Origin of the sequence: Paenibacillus glacialis (assembly GCF_001637205.1) — a bacterium.
In the GTDB taxonomy this organism is placed as follows: domain Bacteria; phylum Bacillota; class Bacilli; order Paenibacillales; family Paenibacillaceae; genus Paenibacillus_AQ; species Paenibacillus_AQ glacialis.
The window spans coordinates 1-3,107 of record NZ_LVJH01000052.1 but is presented as its reverse complement, the minus strand read 5'-3'; the positions used below and the strand labels follow the sequence as shown (position 1 = coordinate 3,107).

At 48.6% G+C, this 3,107-nt stretch carries 1 protein-coding gene; it reads left to right on the top strand.

The annotated features are described in order from the left end of the window. Positions 1-3,107 (top strand): condensation domain-containing protein (locus PGLA_RS20780; protein WP_145939634.1); only part of this gene is annotated, 3,107 nt, incomplete at both ends.

Here is a 3,107-nt window from a genome sequence, read left to right as displayed (position 1 = left end):
GCATACTAGCGATGGCTACGGTATCGTTCGACATCTTTATTGTGGAGAGTCTACTACCACTGACACTGGGTATGCGGATTGTGCTTGCGAATGAAGAAGAGCGTAACGATGCGTATTTGTTACAAGAACTTATGGCTAAGCACGAGGTAGATGTTCTCCAAATTACACCATCGCGGTTTAAGTGGTGGATGGCTCAAGTAGGGCAGACCGAGAGTTGGAAAGCACTAAGCGTAGTCATGATTGGAGCCGAGCCGTTAACATTGGAGTTGCTAGAACGATTGCGTGTAGTAACGAAGGCGCGAATCTTCAATCTTTATGGACCAACAGAGACGACGGTGTGGACATCTGTATGTGAGGTAACCCATGGGGAAGCGATTACGATTGGTACACCGATTGCGGGTGCAGGTATGGTCGTATTGAATGCCAAGTCGCAGCCACAGCCAATAGGTGTAGTTGGAGAATTGTATATTGGTGGTTCAGGTGTAGGACGCGGATATCTAAGTCATCCAGAATGGAACGAAGGCGTGTTTATTCCCAATCCGTTCTGTACGGGTGAACGAATGTACCGAACAGGGGATTTGGGCCGAAGACTGGCGAACGGTGAATTTGTATATGCAGGTCGACGTGATCATCAGGTGAAGATACGTGGACACCGGATTGAAATTGGCGAAGTAGAGCAACAGTTGCTGAGTCATGAGCAAGTGAAGGAAGCAATCGTTATGGCGTTTAAAGAAGCGGACGGTGAGTATGCGCTTTGTGCGTATGTTGTCTTGGATGAACATTGGGGAGTGGAAAATGATAGCCAGTCCCTCTCAGGTGTAACGTCGGAATTGCGACAACATCTTGGTGGTAGATTACCAGCGTATATGATTCCAGCTTACGTAATGCCACTGGATTCCGTCCCACTGACACCAACAGGTAAGGTAGATCGCAAGGCGCTACCGAAGCCGGAGGCATCTGAGCGGAGCGAGCGCCAATATACAGCGCCAAGAAATGAGACGGAGCGTAGATTGGCTGTACTTTGGCAGGAATTACTGCAAACAGACAATATTGGAGCGACAGACAGCTTCTTCGATCTCGGGGGTCACTCGCTTAAGGCTGCGGCATTAGTCAGTCGTGTACAGGAGCAATTCGGAGTACATGTGCCACTGAGGGTATTGTTCTTGAATCCAACGTTGGAATCATTGGCGGGTGTTATAGATGGAGAGAGTGTACAGGAGCATCATGCGATACAGCGACAAGAGGATCAAGAGTACTATCCGATGTCGCGCGCGCAGAGAAGGCAATATATGCTTCAGCTTATATCTGGGGAAGCGACGATGTATCATGTCCCGTTTGCGTTACAGATTCGTGGCAAGCTTGATGCCGTAAGACTTGCGGAAGCGTTCGGAGCTTTAATTGCTAGACACGAGAGCTTGCGGACGACGTTCCACTATATGGAGGGGGAGTTCACACAACGGATTCATCCTGTTGAAGAGTTCGAGCACGGGATAGATTCATATGGTGCTTTCCAACTAGAGAAATGTGTCTTAGAAAGAGTAACAGCCGACAAATGGGTTCTGGGATCTGTTACTTCCGCGGATTATCAGCAGAAATTTGTAGCTACATTGGCTGATGGACTGATGGATGATCTAATGACACAGTTTGTAAGACCATTTGATCTCGGAAGAGACCCACTACTACGTGCAGGACTTATTCAACTGGATGAGGATTGTCACCTACTGTTGCTAGATATGCATCATATCGTGACAGATGGTGTATCTGTGAGCGTGCTTCTGAAAGAGTTGACCGCACTATATAGCGGCGATGAGCTGCCTGAGCTGCGAGTACAATATCGGGATTACAGCGCTTGGCAGGAGGAGCGGCTTAGTGGAGAAGTGTACGAGTCACATGAGCGTTATTGGCTGGAGACGTTCTCAGGTGAGTTACCGATGCTTGAGTTGCCGAATGACAAGCCGCGCCCAGTGATGCAGAACTTTGAGGGGCAAAGGTATGCGTTCAAGTTAGACGAAGAGCTTGCGAAGCGAGCACATCGTCTAGCTAGAGAGCAAGGTACGACGCTCTATACTGTGCTCCTGAGTGCGTATGCGGTGTTGCTTGGTAAGTATAGTGGGCAAGAAGATATTGTGATTGGTACGCCAGTGGCGGGGCGAGAGCATGTCGATGTAGAAGGCTTGATTGGTATGTTCATCAATACGGTGGCGATTCGTAGTCGACCACAACTGGGTCGAACGGTAGGCAGTTATGTTAAGGAGCTACATGATGATGTACTGCTTGCGTTGGAACATCAAGAGTATCCTTTCGAGGATCTGGTGGAGCGACTTGACCTTGAGAAAGATCAGAGTCACAATCCACTGTTCGACACGATGTTTATTCTGCAAAATATGGAACGTTCAGCGCTTGAAGCTGGAGGACTGATCTTTGAGTCGCAGCCGTTTGAGCCAGGTGTTAGTAAATTCGATCTGACACTGGAGGCAGTGGAGAGCGGAGCGGAAATTATGTTCAGCATGGAATACGCGACTGCGTTATTCCACGAAGAAACAATCATACGAATGGCGGATCATTACTGTGCAATTGTTCGAGAGATGACAACGGACAGAGGTATAGAACGAACCCTTGACGAGCTGAATTTATTGAATGAAGCTGAACGCTTTGAGTTGTTAAATGTATTCGAGAGCAGTGTCTCGATGAACAATGGAACGATTATTAATGATCAGAAGGAAGATTGTACTACGGAATGGGACGGTTCCACTGTTAAGCAGGAGCTGCCTCAGTCCTACACGTCTTCGGACTGGAAGTCAATACTAGTAGAAATTGAACAACAAGCGGAGCGAACGCCGGACGCAGCAGCGATTCAGTGTGGTACGGAGCAAATGACGTATCGTGAACTGAACGAACGGGCGAACAGTCTAGCACATACACTTCGTAAGCGTGGCGTTGGGCCCGAACGCATCGTTGCGCTGATGGCTGATCGTTCACCACAGTTGCTTGTAGCTATCCTCGGTATACTGAAGGCAGGCGGAGCGTATGTCGCGATTGATCCGTCCTATCCAGCAGAGCGTATAAGCTGGATGTTAGAAGATTGCGGCGAGCAGCTATTGTTGACG